Raw genomic sequence first — 16,895 nt, 5'->3', positions numbered from 1 at the left:
TGTAATTCAGAAAATTCTCCAATACTCCTTGTATTGGAGAATTTCTTTGAGCTAAAGAATCTGGTTTACTTTTTGCAAACGGCGATACAGTATAACACTTATCAATGAGCAAAAAATGGCGCATAGTCCAATAAAGATAAATCCGGCTTGATACCCTCGAATTAACCCTATCTCTTCCCCGCTAAAATTAGTGAACCAATGCCTGAAAAGGTCGATAATAGCTCCTACTAAAAAGTTAGCTACCACTACAACAATCCCCATCATTGTGACAGTAAAGGTAATAGCAGTATCACTTCCGTTAGGATAACGTTTAGCTATCAAAGCCATAACCGTTGGATATATTGGCGCAATCCCAACACCAGCAAGTGCAAATAAAAATACAGCAGAAGGTCCAATCACAATAGCTGCTATAACTGAAAAACCAGCAACTCCTGAGAAAATGATTAACGATATTAGAAATCCAATTTTATCTGTGATGAACCCAAGAATCAACCTAGATAGCATAAAGCAAAAAAAGAATACAGACAGCATAGAAGCTGAAGCGGTTGAGCTCCAATCATATGATTTTTCTAAAAAGTTGACTAGCCAGCCGCCCATTGATAATTCGGCAGTTACTCCTAGTGACAAGATACCTACAATTAGCCATGCAATAGGATCCCTCACATAAACTTTTAGCGGCATGCGATCCTCTGCTGATATGGAGTTACCAGGAAGCTTGGCAACAATAGTAGGAATCATTGGAATAATAGCTAAGGAAAGGATGACAACATACATGCCTCTCCATCCGAGCTCTCCTCCGCCATATACGTGCCACCCCATTAAGCCTGTAGCAAGTAAAGGGGCTACTGTTGAACCAAGTCCATAAAAGAAATGAGATAGGTTCATCATAAACCCTGTGTTTTTGGTGAAAATTCTTGCAGCTAAAATAGCAAGTCCAATTTCAAGCATCCCATTTCCGATATACATATAAAAGTATGAAAAAGAAAATGTGAAATAGCTGTTTGAAAAATAGATGAAGACGCCCGATATGGCAATCGAACCAAAAGCTAGCAGACATGTTAGTTTAATCCCAAGTTTAGTAGTTAACACCCCTGTGAAACTACAAGCGAGTAAGTAACCAAAGGAGTTAAGGGCTAATAGGATTCCGACCTGTAATTCATCGATAGCAAACTCAGACTGAATCCTTGGAATTGCAGGTCCCCTAACATTCTCTGAAAAGCCAAACACTAAGAACCCCGTAAATACAATCAAATAGGGAAGTAGAATAGATTTTTTTGTTAAATTTAGATTTTCCATTTTATATGTACCATTTAAGCTGATGGCTATATTGTTTGGGCTGTTTTGCGAAGCTATCCTGGAATTTACATTGAGCTATTATCGTCATTTAAATTCTCCATATCATTTTTAATTTTCACTTTATTCCCATTGTAGCAGATTCACAATTTTTAAGAGTTGATTTATATAGGTTAGGAGTAGCCTTTAATAATAATTTACACAACTTTTACAGTGGCTTAACCAAAAGTAGTCTTGATTAAGATACAGTTAAACTACAAACAAATCGAGGAGGGTTAACATGTTGAGTCTCAATCAAGCTTTTCTGATCAATGAACCGAGAATTTTATCCTGCAATAAGTTAGAATTTATAAAAAAAGTCCATACCTTTCACCCACATGTAACCATTGAGGTCCTACAAAGCTTAGGCTTATCTAAGCCCCTTGCCACTATAGCTCTAACTATCTTGAATGAGCATTCAAATTTTGCTTGTCTATCAAGTAATGGTCTAGAAATTTCACAGTTTTTAGAGTGGAAAACTAAGGCAAGAATCGAGGATTTGAATTATGCACAGTATATTCTTTTGCCAGAACAATTACAGGAGTTAGAAATTCACGACACGATCGGAAGGATATTCCCAGCCCCTAACCTTCATCCAAGAGAATCTGTCACACTGATATTACAGGTTGATCATATCTGCAAACCGACGGATCATCCTGGATTGATTTTATATATAACGGATGAGGATACTGAAAGTAAAGTAATTTGCAGTGTAAGAGGACTTAAGTTCTGGTGGATTGCAGAAAGGCAAATAATAAACAGTCAATACCAAAAGGGAATAGATATGATTGTCGTTGATCAACAAGGCCGATATATTTTCATTCCTCATACAGCAAGGATCGAAGTAGAATGAGTGACTAGCCCTCGCATGATGTTTTGGCTCCTTTTAAATCTCCCTTTCCCCAATATTTTCCATAATGTAGTACAGTATTAGTTGACAATTGACGATCTTTTAATCTATGTTAATACTAACAATAAATTGATTGCTAACTACGTTCTAATTTAAATCTACTAATCAAAGCAGTAAATCCTCTCGGTGAAAGTTAGTTATATATCCCCTTCCATTAATTAATCAAAATATGCATAATGAAAGTGTAAGACAACCTTAAAAAAGGAGATTGACTTTATGATTAAATGGTTTAACATAGTGGCAATTACTTGCGCATTTTTCCTGGCGATGAGTTTTTCAATAGTTGGAGAAGTGGCTGCTAGTGATGGTAACAACAATAGTGATAGTATAAATGAGAAATATGGGTTGCCAATTCTAGTACTAGGTGAGGCGTTGTCTGATGCGCAAAAGGATGAGGTAAGAAGCTTATTAGGTGTAGATAACCCTGATATGGTTCAAGAGTACATTGTAACTGGTGAAGACCTCGCGAATTATATTGGAGGGGATTCAAGCTCTAATATGTATTCATCTGCTAAGATTACGAGAAAAGACCCGGGAAATGGTCTGGTAATAGATATAGTAAGCTCTGAAAACATCACAGAAGTAACTACTGAAATGTATGCAAATGCATTACTAACAGCAGGAATTGAAAATGCGTTGGTCGAAGTAGCTTCCCCATTGAAGGTAAGTGGGCATTCAGCATTAACAGGAATATATAAAGCTTACAATGTTGATGGTGAATCATTAGATAAGGATCGAATGGAAGTGGCTAATGAAGAATTAGAAATAGCAACTGATCTTGCTGATGAAGAAGGTATGGACCAGGCAAAGGTAAGTGAACTATTGACAGAGATTAAAAAAGCGATTTCTGAACAAAACCCTGCAACAAAAGAGGACATTGAACGAATTGTTCAAGAACAATTAGATGCGTTGAATATAGAACTAAGCCCGGAAGATCGTGAAATGCTTACAAACTTATTTGAAAAAATGCGTGCGATAAATATCGACTTTGGTAATGTGCAAAGTCAGCTTGAGGATATTGCTGGTGACATTAAAAGTAAGATAGAAGAGGTAACAGGAAATACAGGTTTTTGGAAAAGCGTCGCCACGTTTTTCGAGGATTTATTTGCAGGAATTAGCAACCTATTTAGTACTAATTAAACAAAAAGGCGCTATTGTGAAAATACAATAGCGCCTTTTTGATGCGAAATAAATAATTACTCTGGATTAATAGACTTTTTTATGCTGATTGTGAACGCCTTTGTGCGACAGTTGATGTTCTTTGCATGGCGCCTAGTAAAATAACTGCACAAATGAAAAGCAAACTACTCGTCACAATAAACACTGCTGTGAATCCGTAATAACCAGCAATAGCACCGCCCATTATCGGACCAATTATATTACCGAAGAAACGAATACTCGTATTATAACCAAGAACCTCTCCCTGCATCGCAATCGGTGCTTCCTGCCTTATATAGGCGATTCTGACTGGAATAATACCACCAATAGCAATTCCAAGTAGGAATCTTAAAGCAACAAGCTGCCAAATATTAGTTACAAAGGCTCCGGGAAGATAGAAGAGTGCAGCCATAAACAATAGTAGAATGAGAATTTTTATATATCCTACCCGATCTGCAAGCTTGCCCCAATTTCTAGCCATCATTAAATTTCCTAGTCCAGCCGCAGAAAATGCTATCCCAGAAAATAAAGCAAGGTTGGCAGGTCCGTGTAACTCTCCAACGTATAAGGACAAGATGGGTTGGATACTAAAGTGAGCAATTTGAATGAACATGGATATTAACATGACCACTAATAGTAGTGGATTTTTAACAATGTGTAATATCACCTCTCTGCTCGAATAGTTGGTTTTATCCCCTTTTTCTGATTCAATCCGATACTCATATATACCAATTAACACTAGTACGGAAGATACAATAAGGATAATAGAAATCCATTTAAACGTAGAAGCGTAGCCAAAAGTATCTGCCAATACACCTCCAAGCAATGGTCCCATTAAGCTCCCAGTAATACTTCCGGTTTGCAAGGTTCCAAGCACTTTTCCAGCAATGTTTTTTGGCGTTTGAGTCGAAATAAGCGCTTGTGACATTGGAATAAATCCAGTGAAAATACCCATGAAAAATCGAAGGATAAAGAGCTGTAGTACGGAGGTTACAAAACCCATGAGGAAAACGGAAACACCTAGTCCTATTCCCGAGATAACTAGAATATGCTTTCTTCCGTAACGATCTCCAAGCTTTCCCCAAATAGGAGAGCAAATAAATGCTGCAACAAAGGTAATTCCAAAGGTAAGTCCAGACCATTTTTGAACATATTTGTCGGAGAAGTCACCTAATGTATCAATGTATAGCGATAAGAATGGCAAAACCATAGTGATACTTCCAGCAATAAAAAAGTTAGCAAACCACATGATAAGCAGGTTTTGCTTGATAGTTTTATCGTGGTGTGAAATAAACGATCACTTCTTTCAGAAAATATATTTCGAAACACTAAATATTAATACTAACGAATGTTTGATGAATTTTGAAGCGATTTGTACTATAAGGCAATTGTTTCTAACAGAAAATCTATAAACTCCGACGTAACTATTTGCTATTTTTTTTCATTTTCCCTTAATCGGCTGCTATGTTGATTTCCGCTCCGGGCAGTCGCTTTCCGCGGGCAACGCTTCAACTTCCTCGGAAGAAAACCGACTTCCTTGAAAAAGGAAAACACTTTTTCTGCGTGCGATGTATCGCTTTCGAAGCGTTTTCTTGTCCTGCGGGATTTTCAGCCGTCGCTTTTCCCGCAGGAGTCGACTGCCCTGCACTCCAAATCAACCATTACATAAGAGTAAGCAGCTGTTGTGATATTGAAGTTATTAAGTTATTAAACACAAAATTATACTACGTGCAGATAATCAAAGACTCCTCAAAAATACAATCGTTTCTTCGAGAGAGTAGTTATATTTCATGTAATAAACGTTTCATGGTGTTGTATCTCACTTGAACAGAAAGCTACTTTAGCTGTGGAAAAATGCGAGACTCCTCGAAAATAAAAACCAATTTTCTTCGTGTGTTGCAAATTCAGAGATGTAGTTGCTAGTCCTATGGGAAAGGAACAGTCCGAAGATCCCACAGTGAGCGCATTTTGGGCCTGCGGTTACTCGGCCCATCGAAAACATTTGCTCGCGAGGAAGCTGAGGCGTTCCCCATGGAAAGCGAGTGTTTTTCAACAACGCTGATTAAGCACTAATCTTATAAAGGTGGAAAAGAAACAGTTACGTCGTATTTTACATCAACTGCGAAGCAAACAACGAAAGAAATAAAAAGACCACTTCCAAAACTTTGGAAGTGGTCTAATAAAGTCTATTAAACAAGACGTCTGCGGATAAAACCGGATATCTGATCAATAATAGTAACTGCAATAATGATAACAAGTAGGATCATACCAACTTCATCCCAGTTACGGTTTAGATATGCGAATGTAATTAATGTCCCGATACCACCAGCACCAACGATACCAAGTACGGAGGAAGCACGTACATCAATTTCAAATCTGTAAATCGCATAAGATAAGAATTCAGGTAACACCTGTGGCATAATGCCGTAAAAAAGTATTTGCATCTTATTGGCACCACTAGCTTCAAGTGCTTCAATGATGTTCATATCAATTGATTCGATTACCTCTGAGAATAATTTCCCAAGCATCCCGGTCGATCCTATCGCAATCGCAAGTACACCTGCAAAAGGATTCGGTCCAACAGCAGCAACGAAAATAATTGCTAGAATAATTTCAGGAAATGCACGAACGGCACCTAAAATCCACATTCCAATAGTGTTTAACCATTTATTCTTAACCATATTAGTAGCACACAAGAATGCAAGTGGAACAGCAATAACAGCCGCTGCCAGTGATCCTGTGTAAGCTATGAAGATAGTTTCAATCATTTTAACTAAAATAGTACCAGTCTCTTCAAAGGCAGGATCGAAGAATTGTGGTATGATTCGATCAAAATTCTCAAGGGTTCGTTCACTAAAAACTCTACCCCAATCGATATTAACGCTCGTTATTGTCCAAATATATAGAGCAAGTAACGCAAGCAAACTAATAACTCTCTTAGCCACTGCCGGTCGGTTTTTAGGTTTAGGAGGAAGTTTAAAACTCATTAGACGATTCCCTCCCTTAGTTTTCCGCTAATCCAGTCAATCACAACAACAACTGCAAAAATAATTAGTACAATCGTTGAAACAGCTGGATAGTTTAAAAAGTTAATTTCTTTATTGATTAATTGTCCAATACCCCCTGCACCAACTAGCCCCAGTACAACCGATGCTCTAATGTTAATTTCGAACACATACAGGCTAAAGGAGATGAACTGCGGCAGTATCTGCGGAACAACTGCATACCAGATTGTTTGAATCGTATTACCACCAGATGCTCTAATAGCCTCTGACGGGTTCATATCAATTGCTTCTATTATCTCGCTCATTAGCTTAACTAAAATACCTACAGCAAAAATGATTAATGCTATAATACCTGAGAAAACACCAATTCCGAATAGCCCAACGAAAACAACAGCTAAAATGATGTCAGGTATTGTACGGATAATATTTAGAACCATTCGCATAAAGTTATACAACCATTTATTAGTGGTAATATTATGAGCAGCTAGTAGACAGAATGGTACACTTATAATAACGGCAATTGTCGTAGAAATAATTGCCATATGAATGGTTTCAAATAGTTTTGGCCACACATAAGTGACGTATCCCCAATCGGGTGGAAAGAAACGACCAACCAAATCAGTGATATTGCTAAGCTTCAAGAAGAAATTAATGATAAAAGATTCCGTTGTTATTGAGCTGATTAAATAAAAACCTATGACTGCAATGAAAGCCAGTGTAATGGTCCGTTTTGTTTTAGCCGGATAAAGACTGTTCGGCGTGAACTGGTCTGTTTTACTCATTATCCTCGCCTCCACGCATATCTTCTTCGCGGATGGTTCGGCCATATATCTCCTCAAAGGTTTTTTCTGTTACTTCAGAGGCAGGGCCGTCATAAACGACTTCACCAGCTCTCATACCGATAATTCGATCGGCGTATTCCATTGCCATATCAATAAAGTGAAGATTAACAATTGTTGTTATGTTGTCCTCTTTATTTATTTGTTTCAAGTACTTCATAACCTGATGAGATGTTGGTGGGTCTAAACTAGCCACAGGCTCATCTGCTAAAATTACTTTAGGCTTCTGAGTAAGAACACGTGCAATACTCACACGTTGCTGCTGTCCGCCACTTAATTCATCGGCGCGACTATATAATTTATCTTCAATGTTTACTCGTTTTAAATTATCATATGCTAATTGCATATCTTCTTTTGGAAACATGTTAAATATACTTTTCAATGTACCTGTATAACCCAATCTACCTGAGATTACGTTTTTTAGCACGGTTGATCGTTTTACAAGGTTGTAGCTTTGAAAAATCATACCAATCTTTTTGCGAAGTGCACGAAGGGATTTGCCATTGTGCGTTAATATATCTTCGCCATCAACAATTAATTCACCATCTGTAGGTGTTACTAATCGATTAATACTACGAATAAATGTAGATTTACCCGCTCCAGACAAACCAACGATAACAACAAATTCGCCTTCATTAATTTTGATGTTTATATTTTTAAGACCCTCATTACCATTCGGATATACTAGGGACAAATTTTTAAATTCAATCATGATTTACCTCCATAGTCGTTGGTGTACATAAGTCAAGAAGTTCCTATTAGTTTTTGTAAGAAATATATGAGAACATTGTGTTCAGAAAAAAATAACAATTTTTAGAGAAAATTGTAAAACAGGAGAGAAGCTAGCTTCTCTCCTGTAGCATTACATTAAAGTAATCTATTAATCTAGTGAAATATCATCACCGAATTTTTCAAATGTGCTTCGAACAACATCATATTCGCTGTCTTCAGCTTCAATAATTCTATCCCAGTTATATACTTCATTCATAATTGTAATCATTTCTTCGTTATCATTAAAGCTTAAGAATGCTGCTTTAATTTCTTGTACTAACTCGTCATCTAATTCTTTTGTTACAGAAATAGTGTCATTTGGTATTTCGTCTGTATAAGTTAATATTTTTGTTTCTTCCATAATTGTTGGGTAATCTTCTTCAAGACCAGTTCTTACATCATCAAATGTTGTAGCAACATCAGCTTCGCCTTCTAATACAGCAATAGCAGATTGGTCATGCCCACCAGTTTGTTTAGATTCAGCAAAAAATTCAGTTTCTGGATTTTCTACGCCAAACTCATCCATAATTTGTGCTGCTGGGAATAAGTAGCCACTTGTAGATGTTGGATCACCATATGCCCAAGTAGTTCCTTCTAAGTCAGCAAGTGTTTCAATTCCAGAATCAGCACCTACGATATATTGTGCTTTGTACGTACCACTACCAAAACGTTCTGATTTAAGTATTACTTCAACATCGTGTTCTTGATTTGCTAATACATAACCAAATGCAGGGATAAAACCAATCTGAACCTCGTTAGTTCCCATCGCTTCCACAAGAGCCGTATAGTTAGTCATTACTCTTCCTTCTACTTCAACACCTAGTTCTTCAGAAAGTTTTTCAGCTAACGGTTCGACCGTATCTGCAATTTCGTCAGAATCCTGTGAAGGTACAAACCCCATAACAAGCGTATCGTCATTGCTACAACCAGTGATAGCAACCAAAGCAAGTGTAGCTAGAATAATAGATAGAAACTTTTTCATTTTTTTATCCCCCTAAAATATGTTTTATTGATGACAATTCATATTATGCAATAGTTTGTCTTATATTACTAGACTTTTTAATGAAATTTTACAAACTATTTACAAACTCATCAGTAAATTCTTAATGTTTGTTAGAAAATGTAACACCATCGTTCGTGTTTTCGACAAAATATATAAATGGAGTTTAAGACTAACTTTCTATATAATAATATTATCATTTATTTGTTATTTGAAAGGAATTTACATGAAAAAAATTCTAGGTTACATAATAACATACAAGTTTTCAGCATTTATAGCATTACTTTTAATGTTCATAGAGTTAGTGGTGGAGCTTGTTCAGCCAATCGTGATGGCTACAATTATCGATGAAGGTATTGTGAATGGTGATATGAGGACGATTATAACCTGGGGAAGTGTGCTGCTAGCTCTGACTATAGTGGCATTTATAGCCGGTATTTCAAGCTCTTTCTTTGCAGCCAACGTAAGTCAAGGAATCGGTCACGATGTGAGAAGAGACTTGTTTGAGCATATTCAATTTCTCTCTACTCAAAAAATACAGAAATTTTCGACTTCATCCCTCAGTACACGGATGACTAACGATGTAACCCAAATTCAGGGATTCATTTTTATGGCAATGCGTATTATGCTCAGGGCTCCTTTATTTGTTGTTGGTGGTGTAGTAATGGCATTTACGGTCAATGTCAATTTAGCACTGATTCTATTGGTCGCAGTCCCAATTCTATTTATTATTATGTTTTGGATCATGATCCAAGGCGTCAAGTTATTTCAGAGAGTCCAAAAGAAGCTAGATTCGTTAAATTCAATTTTTAGAGAAAATCTATTAGGGATACGTTTGATAAAGTCCTATAATCGCTCAGAACATGAAAATCAACGTTTTAACGCTTCCAACATGTCGTTAATGGATGACAACAAACAGGCTCTGCGTCTGATGGAGATTACTATGCCTGTTGTTATGCTAGGGATGAATATAGCAATGGTTCTCATTATTTGGTTTGGCTCCATTGAAATAAGTGTAGGAGGAGCACAAACTGGTGAAATAGTTGCTATCATTAATTACGCAACGAGGATAATGGGATCTTTCGGAGTCTTTTCTTTTTTAATTATGAATTATTCAAGAGGTAAAGCATCCGCTTCAAGGATTTCAGAAGTATTGGCATCTCCAGTGGAGGAAGCAAAAAATAGTGAGTCAAAGGTAATGAGCAATCAAAGTGAAATTCAGTTTGATCAAGTAAATTACAGGTATCCAGGTTCACGGGTAAATGCACTGTCAGATCTATCCTTTAGGGTTAAAGTTGGTGACACAATTGGGATTATGGGTGAAACGGGGTCAGGTAAGTCTACATTGTTGAAACTTATTCCCCGCCTATACCCAGTAACATCTGGAAGGATTTTAGTAGATGGTGTTCCAATAGACACGCTAGATTCACAAGCTCTAAGAAAGGAAATGGCAATGGTACCGCAGGAATCACAGTTGTTTTCTGGGACAGTCTTTGAAAATATCGCTTGGGGAAATAATAATGCTAGTTTACAAGAAATCATACAAGCGGCAACGGATGCTAACCTTCACCCCTACATAATGAGCCTACCTAATCAATATGAAACAATCATAGGACAACGGGGTGTAAACTTTTCAGGTGGTCAAAAGCAACGAATCAATTTGGCAAGGGCGTTTGTCAGAAATCCTAGCATACTGCTATTAGACGATAGTACAAGTGCGTTAGATGCAAAAACTGAAGCGAGTGTTCTTAACTCAATCAAAAGCAAATCATGTACAACATTTATCGTCTCCGAAAAAATAAGCTCAGTTATTGAGGCTGATAAAATACTACTTTTAGATCATGGCAAACTAATCGACCAAGGTAGTCATGACTATTTATTGAAAACCAACACGGTATATAAAGAGATTTTTAAGTCACAGCAGCAACAGGGAAGTGAATTATGATGGTCCGTAGTAATAAAAATAACCAAAACACCGATTCGTCAGACCGTCAACACCTCCAACCGAAAAGGCCATCACTTGACAAGATTGGTAGTACTTTGAAGAGAATTTGGCAGTACATGGCTGAGGATAAGATTCTGTTTTATTTTGCCATTGGATTTGTATTAATAAGCTCTGCCCTATCCTTGTTAGGTCCCTATTTACTTGGTGTGGCAGTTGACCTACTAGTGTCTGGTGTTAATCAGTCTGCCTTACTTACAATAGTTTACACACTTGTTTTCATTTTCATAAGCCATTCAATCGTGTTATGGTTTCAAAATTATTGGATGATAACCGTTTCCCAAAATACTGTGTTCACAATGAGAAATCATTTGTTTTCCCATTTACAAAAGCTGTCCCTTGTATTTTTTCAAACTAGGTCTAGCGGGGAATTGATGAGTAGATTAACAAATGACATGGAGAATATTAGTAGAACACTTAACTCATCGGTTATTCAATTGGCAACTGGTTTTCTTACATTAATAGGCACGGTTGGTGTCATGCTTTGGCTTAGTCCTTTGCTCACGTTATTTACACTTCTAATTGTTCCCCTTTTGATATGGGGAATGAACTGGATTACAAATAGAACAGGTAGATATTTTAAGGAACAACAAAAAAATTTAGGAGACATGAACGGATACATTGAAGAAACACTGTCAGGTCATCAAATGGTGAAATTATTTTCTCAAGAAGAACGAGTAATTAATGAATTTAATGAAAAGAATCTGCGTGTCAGACATTCAGGGTATTGGGCTCAAGTCTATTCTGGATTCATTCCTAAGGTGATGAATTCACTAAATAACCTTAGCTTTACCATTATTGTTGGTGTTGGTGGGGTTTTTGCTCTGAATGGAATGATATCGATTGGTGTTATTGTTACTTTTTCTGCCTATGCACGGCAATTTACTCGTCCATTAAACGATCTAGCTAATCAATTTAATGTTATCTTGTCAGCGGTTGCCGGTGCGGAGCGAGTCTTTGATATTATTGACGAACCTGAAGAGGAAAAAGATGACACTTCTGCTAAGTCGATACCTAGCATAAAAGGTGAGGTTGAGTTTCGCTCTGTGTCGTTTTCCTATCAATCAGATGTAGCTACATTAAAAAATATTAACTTTCATGTGAATAAAGGAGAAACGATAGCTCTAGTAGGTCCTACAGGAGCAGGTAAAACGACAATTATATCCTTGTTATCAAAGTTCTATGAAGTGGAAAGAGGACAGATTTTCATTGACAACCATGATATTACCGAGATTACTCAGAGTAGTTTGAGGAGACAAATCGGAGTTGTTCTACAGGATTCTTTTCTATTTAATACAACCGTCACCGAAAACATTCGATACGGAAGACTAGATGCGAGTGACGAGGAAATTGTAAGGGTAGCAAAAGAAGCGAATGCGCATTCCTTTATCACGGATTTACCTAATGGATATGACACCGTTCTAAATGCCGACGGCGGACAAATCAGCCACGGTCAACGTCAATTAATTTCGATTGCTAGAGCGATGCTGGCGAATCCTGCAATGCTAATTTTAGATGAGGCAACAAGTAGTATTGACACGATAACGGAAATAAAAATAAATGATGCACTCAAAAAATTGATGCATGGTAGAACAAGCTTTATCATTGCTCACCGCCTTAATACAGTTCAACGTGCCGATAAAATTTTAGTGTTAGAACAGGGCGAGATAGTGGAACAAGGAAATCACAGTCAACTATTGAACAAGAGTGGCCATTATGCAGCCTTGTATCATTCTCAGCTGGGTAGAACAATGAATTAAGGTAGTACATGCATGAATAACTGTCTACAATACTAAAATAAAGATAGAACAAACTTTAAACTGTGTTATATACAGGGGAGGTAATAAAATATGATTCGTTTAAGCATATTAGATCAAACCCCAATTCCTGAAGGAAGTAGTGCCAAACAAGAATTATTAAATACTGTAAGGCTAGCACAAATTGCTGAGCGGTTAGGATACCATCGCTTTTGGATATCGGAACACCATTTAGAGACATTGGGGCACTCAAGCCCAGAAGTACTCATTCCACATATAGCTGCTAATACCTCTCGAATTCGAGTAGGTTCAGGTGGCGTGATGCTGCCACATTATAGTGCCTATAAGGTAGCTGAAAACTTTAGGCTACTTGAAGCGTTGTACCCTAACCGAATCGATCTCGGTGTTGGTAGAGCACCTGGAGGGATTCCCCTTGCAACAAGCGCTTTACAAGAAAATAAAACGATTCATCACGATGACTTCTCTCAACAAATAGAAGATCTAATTTTCTATCTAACTGGATCAAAAGATGAAACACATCGCTTCCGAGGACTAAAAGCTATGCCTGAAATCGATACAATTCCAGAGCTTTGGGTGCTGGGCTCTAGTGGCGGAAGTGCAGGGTTAGCATCTAAGTATGGTATTTCTTATGCTTTTGCGCAATTTATCAGTGGTCAGCATGGCGGAGAGATAGTTAAAAATTACCAGAAAGGCTTCCGGTCCTCGCAAATGCAGGAAGCTTCATGCTCAATCGCAGCTTTTTTTGTGGTGTGCGCAGAAACGGATAAGGAAGCGGAGCGACTAGCTTCTAGTTTGGATGTGCAATTTATTAAAATAGCTAAAGGGGAGCAAAGCGGCGGAGTGATTTCGCCTGCACAAGCGATGAAATATCCATTTTCAACAACTGACCTGCACTATGTCGAGGAGAATCGCAAACGATTACTGGTTGGCTCACCGGAAACAATCAAAAGTCAACTACTTAGGTATAGTCAAGAGTATCAAACAGATGAATTTATGTTGGCAACCATCATGTATGATTTTCATAGTAAAGTAAAAAGCTATCAGCTATTATCAGATGTCTTTAATCTAAGATAAAAATAGAGATGATTTAGACTTCAAAGAACTTATTGTTCGTTTTGATCTTTTGCTATCTAAGCTACATAACACATTATATAAGCCGCCTCGCTTCAATGATGCAAGGTGGTAACTTTTTTGTTTAGGCTATTCACCAATAGTCTATACTAAATGCTTGAAAGCGTAGGTCTGGATTGTTATGTTTACTTTAATAAATATTTTTGTCAATTTAATAATTGTTAATGATAGATAAAAGAACATGATAATAAGTAGAGCGCTAAACTGGGGGTGTCATTCATGGATGAAAAAGATACAGAATGGAAAGAAGAACAACAACGTGTTGATCAAGTTGTAAAAGAAATACAAAGTAAAATAACCAGTTTTAATGAAAGAGCAAAAGGGTTAAAGGAAAAGGTCATCGATATAAGAAAGAATTTTTGGGATGATGTTACGGTAAATTTAGATGAGCCGGATGATATTATAGAAACACAGGCAAGTCTTAAGCAACAGGCAGAGTTCCTATCGGAAAGAGAAAGAAGCCATGGTCAGGTAAGTGAGCAATTAAAAACACTTGAACGCATGGAGGACTCACCTTATTTTGGCAGGATTGATTTTGCCGAAGACGGAGAATCAACAGCAGAGCCAATTTATATTGGAATATCATCTTTAATGGATGAGAAGGACGAGGAATTTTTAATTTATGACTGGCGGGCCCCGATATCAAGCCTTTATTATGATTACCCACCTGGCCATGCTCAATATCAAACAATTGAAGGGACGATTGATGGAGAAATAGAGCTCAAGCGTCAATTCATTATTAGGAATTCTAAACTCAAAGGATTATTTGATACCGGTTTAACAATTGGAGACCATCTCCTACAAACAGTTTTAGGAAATAATGCTGATACAAACATGAAAAGTATTGTTGCCACCATTCAACGTGAGCAAAATCAAATAATCCGTAACGAAAAAAGTGATCTACTTATTGTGCAAGGTGTTGCTGGAAGCGGAAAGACATCAGCAGCGCTTCAACGTATAGCCTATTTGTTATATAGCTATCGTGAGGTGCTTTCATCAGAAGACATTATCTTATTTTCTCCTAATCCATTGTTTAACAGTTATGTTGCTACTGTTTTACCTGAACTAGGGGAAGAAAACATGAAACAGACAACTTTTTTTCAGTATGTGGACGCACAGTTAGGTAGGCAGTTCACGATAGAATCACCTTTTGATCAAATGGAATATTACTTAACTGGAAAAGGTGAAGACTATTCTACAAGAGTGGATGGAATTAGTTACAAAGCAAGCTTAACATTTAAACACCAACTTGAAGAATTCGTTCACAAGCTTGGAGACGAGGGATTAAGGTTCAGAAACATTAAATTTCGTGGAGAAGAAATAATTTCCAATCAAGAAATTAAATCTTACTTTTATTCCTTAGAAAATAATATAGCCATTCCGAATCGAATGGAGTCTGTTGCTAAATGGTTATTAAACAAAATCAGCGAGTTCGAACGAATCGAACGGGAAAAAGATTGGGTAATTGAAGAAAGCGAGCTATTAGATAAAGAAGACTATTTGAACGTTCACCGTCAGTTGCAAGAGGAGAACAAATTTTCCGATGATACCTTTGATGATTTCGAAAGGGAGGAAAAATTGCTAAGGAAATTAGTTATCGAGGACAGATTAAAGCCACTTAAGCAAAAAATTAAGCGGATGTTCTTTGTTGATATTAAAAATACCTATATACATCTTTTAAAGCAATCCTACCAAACTGAGAAAAAAGGTGCTGATCTACCTAAAAACTGGTCAGCTATCGCACAACAGACAATTGAAAATATTAAGGATAAATACCTTACTTGGGAGGACTCAACCCCTTATCTATATTTTCAAAAAATGTTGGTAGGATTTCATGAAAATAGGTCAATCAGACACGTTTTTATTGATGAAGCTCAGGATTATTCGCCAATTCAATTCGCTTATCTTAAAAAACTATTCCCAAGTAGTAGGATGACGCTTCTTGGTGATATAAACCAGGCAATATATGCGCACGCACTACACCAGGAAACTTTGTTATCTGACAAAATGAAGGAAAAGCATGAGCGAATAACTTTAACCCGAAGTTATCGTTCTACGAGACCAATTGTCGAATTTACTAAGTCGTTTATGCCGAATGGTGAGTTAATTGAGCCATTTAACCGAGAAGGTGAAAAGCCTGTTTTGATTGAAGTGGAAAATACTGATATCTTAAATGAGAAACTACTTCAGGAAATTGAAAAATTTCAGTCTAAAGGGCATCAAACAGTCGCTGTGATATGTAAAACGGTCAAGGAAAGCGAAATGGTTTATCGGATGTTGGAAAACAAAATAGAAGTAAAGCTAATGAGCCAACAATCACATACATTTCAAAAAGGACTCGTAGTAATCCCAGCCTATTTGGCAAAGGGTATAGAATTTGACGCTGTTATTATTTATAACGCTTCAAACACACAATACAGTAAAGAACTCGAACGCAATCTTTTTTATACAGCAGGAACCAGAGCAATGCATGAGTTAACTATGTTCTCGTTAGGTGAACCAACGGCATTCATCAACGTAGTACCTAGAAACAAATTCATTCACTATAAAATCCATGCCGTGCATAAGGGACAATAATTATTACATGAGGGACTGTTGGTTGATACTGACAGTTCCTTTTTAAATGACCTTCTTTTTCCCTCTAGGACGGATTTCAAGTTGGTGGGATGTCGAATTAAATTTTGTCAATTTAGGTAATATTTGACGAATTAGTAACCTATATATATAATAGTATGCTATGTAATACTATGTATCTTGAAGGGAGAGATATGGTTTTCGGCATTTGAACGAAAGAAAAAGTATTGCAGTTAAATTGTAGTAAAACTATTAGTGAGCAAGCCGATGAATTTCGGACTTGATAAATTATTCGATTCTTTTCTGATCTTTTGTTCTTATGAAGTTTACTAAATGAATAATTTCCATCTAATTGTCTGCAATGAATAGACATAGAGAGGAATTGTAGGCACTTG

The 16,895-nt window shown here is 37.0% G+C and carries 13 protein-coding genes; 6 read left to right on the top strand and 7 right to left on the bottom strand.

The genetic code is table 11. The features are described 5' to 3' along the window. Positions 1-51: 51 nt before the first annotated feature. Positions 52-1,296: an MFS transporter gene (locus GH741_RS16490; RefSeq protein WP_153737857.1), complete on the bottom strand. Its 1,245-nt coding sequence runs from the start codon at positions 1,294-1,296 to the stop codon at positions 52-54. Positions 1,297-1,573: 277 nt separating this feature from the next. Here GH741_RS16490 and GH741_RS16485 point away from each other — a divergent pair, with 277 nt between their 5' ends. Together GH741_RS16485 and GH741_RS16480 are read left to right on the top strand one after the other, a co-directional pair. Further along, positions 1,574-2,185, top strand: coding sequence for a phosphonate C-P lyase system protein PhnH (locus GH741_RS16485; protein WP_153737856.1), 612 nt, complete (start codon positions 1,574-1,576; stop codon positions 2,183-2,185). A gap of 273 nt (positions 2,186-2,458) precedes the next feature. Then, complete coding sequence (locus tag GH741_RS16480; RefSeq protein ID WP_420809406.1) at positions 2,459-3,382, top strand: DUF1002 domain-containing protein; 924 nt, start codon at positions 2,459-2,461, stop codon at positions 3,380-3,382. Positions 3,383-3,461: 79 nt separating this feature from the next. Here the strand turns inward: GH741_RS16480 and GH741_RS16475 are convergent, their stop codons facing one another. The 6 genes from GH741_RS16475 to GH741_RS16455 form a co-directional block, all read right to left on the bottom strand. Further along, complete coding sequence (locus tag GH741_RS16475) at positions 3,462-4,649, bottom strand: MFS transporter (RefSeq protein WP_153737855.1); 1,188 nt, start codon at positions 4,647-4,649, stop codon at positions 3,462-3,464. A 182-nt stretch (positions 4,650-4,831) separates the two neighbouring features. Further along, the gene (locus tag GH741_RS22165) at positions 4,832-4,954 is read right to left on the bottom strand and encodes a hypothetical protein (protein WP_276608243.1); all 123 of its coding nucleotides are present in this window, start codon (positions 4,952-4,954) and stop codon (positions 4,832-4,834) included. 635 nt (positions 4,955-5,589) lie between these two features. Continuing rightward, positions 5,590-6,387 (bottom strand): phosphonate ABC transporter, permease protein PhnE, encoded by a 798-nt coding sequence (gene phnE, locus GH741_RS16470; RefSeq protein ID WP_153737854.1) that lies wholly within the window; start codon positions 6,385-6,387, stop codon positions 5,590-5,592. After that, positions 6,387-7,187 (bottom strand): phosphonate ABC transporter, permease protein PhnE, encoded by an 801-nt coding sequence (gene phnE / locus GH741_RS16465; protein ID WP_153737853.1) that lies wholly within the window; start codon positions 7,185-7,187, stop codon positions 6,387-6,389. Before phnE (GH741_RS16465) ends, phnE (GH741_RS16470) begins: the two co-directional genes overlap by 1 nt. Continuing rightward, complete coding sequence (gene phnC, locus GH741_RS16460) at positions 7,180-7,956, bottom strand: phosphonate ABC transporter ATP-binding protein (RefSeq protein WP_153737852.1); 777 nt, start codon at positions 7,954-7,956, stop codon at positions 7,180-7,182. Before phnC ends, phnE (GH741_RS16465) begins: the two co-directional genes overlap by 8 nt. A gap of 168 nt (positions 7,957-8,124) precedes the next feature. Continuing rightward, positions 8,125-8,997: a phosphate/phosphite/phosphonate ABC transporter substrate-binding protein gene (locus tag GH741_RS16455; RefSeq protein WP_153737851.1), complete on the bottom strand. Its 873-nt coding sequence runs from the start codon at positions 8,995-8,997 to the stop codon at positions 8,125-8,127. Positions 8,998-9,241: 244 nt separating this feature from the next. Here GH741_RS16455 and GH741_RS16450 point away from each other — a divergent pair, with 244 nt between their 5' ends. The 4 genes from GH741_RS16450 to helD all read left to right on the top strand — a co-directional run bounded on the left by GH741_RS16450 (position 9,242) and on the right by helD (position 16,503). Then, positions 9,242-10,960 carry an ABC transporter ATP-binding protein gene (locus GH741_RS16450; protein WP_153737850.1) on the top strand — a complete coding sequence of 573 codons (1,719 nt, stop codon included), beginning with the start codon at positions 9,242-9,244 and terminating at the stop codon, positions 10,958-10,960. Next, positions 10,960-12,777 carry an ABC transporter ATP-binding protein gene (locus GH741_RS16445; protein WP_205677350.1) on the top strand — a complete coding sequence of 606 codons (1,818 nt, stop codon included), beginning with the start codon at positions 10,960-10,962 and terminating at the stop codon, positions 12,775-12,777. The genes GH741_RS16450 and GH741_RS16445 overlap by 1 nt, the downstream gene beginning before the upstream one ends. Positions 12,778-12,867: 90 nt before the next feature. Further along, on the top strand, positions 12,868-13,869 hold the full coding sequence (locus tag GH741_RS16440) for an LLM class flavin-dependent oxidoreductase (RefSeq protein WP_153737848.1): 1,002 nt from the start codon (positions 12,868-12,870) through the stop codon (positions 13,867-13,869). Positions 13,870-14,145: 276 nt separating this feature from the next. Continuing rightward, the gene (gene helD / locus GH741_RS16435; RefSeq protein WP_153737847.1) at positions 14,146-16,503 is read left to right on the top strand and encodes an RNA polymerase recycling motor HelD; all 2,358 of its coding nucleotides are present in this window, start codon (positions 14,146-14,148) and stop codon (positions 16,501-16,503) included. Positions 16,504-16,895: the final 392 nt, after the last annotated feature.

Origin of the sequence: Aquibacillus halophilus (genome assembly GCF_009649745.1) — a bacterium.
Classification (GTDB): Bacteria; Bacillota; Bacilli; order Bacillales; family Amphibacillaceae; genus Aquibacillus; species Aquibacillus halophilus.
Note: the sequence above shows the minus strand (reverse complement) of the source record. Positions and strands in the feature narration are given on the sequence as shown.